This is a genomic window from Arhodomonas sp. AD133 (assembly GCF_051195215.1).
Classification (GTDB): Bacteria; Pseudomonadota; Gammaproteobacteria; order Nitrococcales; family Nitrococcaceae; genus Arhodomonas.
Genome location: NZ_JBNAZM010000108.1, coordinates 1 through 3,047, shown reverse-complemented (window position 1 = coordinate 3,047; position 3,047 = coordinate 1). Strand labels below are relative to the sequence as shown.

The window sequence follows — 3,047 nt, the reverse complement described above, 5'->3', positions numbered from 1 at the left end:
CACAACATATCGGTCATCGCTACCTACCGGCTACCCGCCTTCACACCCTGGAACCCACACAGATCGAGAAGGAACCTGATTCTTGCCCAACAGAGTGCCGGTGGCACGGCTGCCGTCGGGTTTGCGCAGTGATGTCGTCACGCGCAGGAAATCGTCCCGGTAACGTACGAAGACCGTTGCATTGCCGCCAGTACGCTCCGCGAAAGCATCGACTTCGTCGTAATTCAGATTGAGCGCGCGTTCACCAGCACGGATCACGGGCGCTGCATAGTCGCCGACAGCGACGGTCGCGTCGCCATCCAGGCTCAAGGTGGTATCGAAGAACCCAGCGAAGATCCGCGCATACTCGTTCGCCCGGTTTTCCAGCACGTCGTAATAGAATTCGAGCATCCGGTCGAGCACCCCGACCTGCCGCTGGAGCTCCGTACGAGTGCCATCCAGCATCTGTCGCTGGGTGAAGCCACTGGCGAAGACCACCAGTGCCGCCAGAACGACAACCACCGCAGTGGCAAGGGCGAGATTGAGCTGAAACGCGATACTGCGACGGTTGACCCGATGCATGGATTTCCCCCGGCCCCAAACAAAGACGGCACACACCGCATCCCTGCCATATAGGGTTATCGGCGATATCGTCGCTTGCTTGAGCGGTTCCGGGATCCGCCGCCCGGTCACAGGTTGTCAGTGCGTATTCGGACCCGCCCGGCGAGTGAGAGGCAGTGCCATGAGGCGCTCATCGTGATACACACCGCCCACGCACAACGCCTCGGGTTCGCGCCCGTAACAGCGGAAGCCGACGGATTCGTAAAGTGCCTGTGCGGCTGCGTTGGTGACGGCGACGGAGAGTGTCAGCCACCGTACGCCGGCCATGGACGCGGCGAACCGGATCCCACGGTTCAGCAACGCCCTGGCGACGCCGTTTGCTCGGTGTGCGGGCATGACATACATGCCCCAGAGGCTCGCCTTGTGCCACCATTTACGCGCGGTGTGCCGGCTTACGCCAAGCACACCGACGAGCTCCGATGAGTCGAATGCCCCGAAAACGGCCGACGTTGCCGTCGGGCCGATTCGTTCCGAGACGTTCGCCAGCGTACCGTCACGTTCCTCTTCATAGCTCGATCCGAACGCCACAGGACATTCGCGAAGGCCGGCGAGGCGCAAGGCCTTGAACGATGCTGCATCCACGGTCGTCAACGGTCGGATCCGCACCCCCGTACCGGTTTCCTCCACTCGCCCCTCGTTCAGTGCCCACAACGCCTGGGCGAGCCCACGGCATTACCGGTAAACGTCGCAACGACGGCAACCGCATCGGCGGAAACCATCGGTATTTCAGGGACATCCCTGTCGCCTTTTCACGTCAATCCCACCACAGGGTTACCGCGCGAGTCGAGCTAAGTGATCGCTGCAGCAGCACTTCGCCGAAATCGTCGTCGTCGAAATCGACGCCTTCGACGAGTTTGGCGATTGCGGGGTCGAGCGGCTGACCGCTCTCCTCCATCATCTCCACCATTTCGTCCATGACGCCGAAGCCCTGATCGATGACATCAGGGCAGAATTCGTAGATCTCTTTCGCCAAGCCCGCCACATCATCCGGCAGCGAGTTGAAGGTGACCTTGACACTGTCCTGCGAGATCTCGGAAACCTCGATACCGTATTGTGCGTCCCAGGCTTCCAACTTGTCGACGATATCGTCGTTACCGACGTCGTAATTCACCCCGTTGGTGCCGGCAGATTTAATGGCGGCAAACTTGCTCACGTCCATATCTCCTTATTATTCAATTCAAATGACGCTGCGCTGCCGTGCCTGTCCTGCGGACAAGCCGGTCAGCACATTCCGGGGAACCGCAAGCGTGAACCGTTTGCTACTCCCCGGCAACGAGGCAACGAGCCGCTCACGGGCGTCCCCATTCGATATCCCGAATAGCGAACCCATTGCCAGCGTGTTCAACCACGACGGTAACCGCCTCCGAAAAAACGTCGCCTGCGATGGCAACGTACGCCCACCCCGCGTCGTCCGGCTCGCGGCCCGGTCACTGCTCCATGGTGGTTACGAGCTCTACCACGGTGGGAGTGCGTTCGGCATCCCCCACCATGGCCTCATAACTCGAACGCAATTGCGCGGGAGATACCTCCTCCCGCAACCGTTCGCCGAGCATGCCGTATGCCGCCTCGAATTGCTGCTTCACGAGCGCGTCAGCGAACTCGACGGCCCGCTTCGCATAAGGCTTTTCGTTCATTGTTTCTTCCGCTTCCGTCCCCGCGCCGACGACATCGGCCGGCTCCCCGTATTGCCGCTCAGACTATCTGTCAGGTTTCGCCTGATTGTATTCCTGTCAACAGTCACCCCCTTTTCCAACCCAGGCAGGCCTTGCAAGACTGCCTCACGGCCATGGAACCGAGCACGGAAGGTAGGTACGCATGAGCAGCACGACAGTCCACGCCCGAGCTGGCACCGCCCGCAGCAGATGGCGACGACGCTGTCGGCGGCGCAGGAGGCCATCGTGGTTGAGCTGCGGCGCAGCTTATGCTTGCCCCTGGATGATCTGCTGTCAACGGACAAATCTTCTGACCCAGCCGAGTACGCTGCCGACCAGCGCGCGAAGACCTTCAGCGACGATGTGCCCGACTACGTGCACGTCGATATCAAATACCTCCCGCCGATGCCCGATGAGCGCGAGCGGCGGTATCTGTTCGTGGCATCGATCGGGCGGGTCGTTGAGTCTATTTGCAGCAGCGTAAGACGAACTCCCGGCGCTCTGCGTTGGGGTTCGTGCGCTGGCTCATCGACAAGGCGCCGTTTCATATCCACACCCTGCTCACCGACAACGATCAGGCGTTCACCGACCGCTTCACCCAACGCTCGCGCCCCGGAGTTCCACAGCTATCGGCATAAGTTATTGATTTTTCGATATCGGATGATCCGATCGTGTTACAACAGGCTCAGCAAGGCCGTTTTGGTACGTCGATTCCGAGCGTGTTGAACAGCTCCAGTTGCTCGGCGTTGGGGTGGGTCACACCCTCGTGGGCACGACCTGCAATGTGCACGGTAT

5 protein-coding genes are annotated in these 3,047 nt (G+C 60.6%); 1 reads left to right on the top strand and 4 read right to left on the bottom strand.

Annotation, left to right across the window (positions count from 1 at the left end):
- Window positions 1–30: 30 nt before the first annotated feature.
- The 4 genes from ACPEES_RS23030 to ACPEES_RS23015 form a co-directional block, all read right to left on the bottom strand.
- The gene (locus ACPEES_RS23030; protein WP_435106780.1) at window positions 31–561 is read right to left on the bottom strand and encodes a Cache 3/Cache 2 fusion domain-containing protein; all 531 of its coding nucleotides are present in this window, start codon (window positions 559–561) and stop codon (window positions 31–33) included.
- Window positions 562–678: 117 nt separating this feature from the next.
- Window positions 679–1,227 carry a GNAT family N-acetyltransferase gene (locus ACPEES_RS23025; protein ID WP_435106778.1) on the bottom strand — a complete coding sequence of 183 codons (549 nt, stop codon included), beginning with the start codon at window positions 1,225–1,227 and terminating at the stop codon, window positions 679–681.
- Window positions 1,228–1,354: 127 nt separating this feature from the next.
- On the bottom strand, window positions 1,355–1,753 hold the full coding sequence (locus ACPEES_RS23020) for a DUF4253 domain-containing protein (RefSeq protein WP_435106776.1): 399 nt from the start codon (window positions 1,751–1,753) through the stop codon (window positions 1,355–1,357).
- A gap of 274 nt (window positions 1,754–2,027) precedes the next feature.
- Window positions 2,028–2,234: a hypothetical protein gene (locus ACPEES_RS23015; protein ID WP_435106774.1), complete on the bottom strand. Its 207-nt coding sequence runs from the start codon at window positions 2,232–2,234 to the stop codon at window positions 2,028–2,030.
- A gap of 488 nt (window positions 2,235–2,722) precedes the next feature.
- Between ACPEES_RS23015 and ACPEES_RS23010 the strand changes: the two genes are divergently transcribed.
- Window positions 2,723–2,890 (top strand): hypothetical protein, encoded by a 168-nt coding sequence (locus ACPEES_RS23010; protein WP_435106772.1) that lies wholly within the window; start codon window positions 2,723–2,725, stop codon window positions 2,888–2,890.
- Window positions 2,891–3,047: the final 157 nt, after the last annotated feature.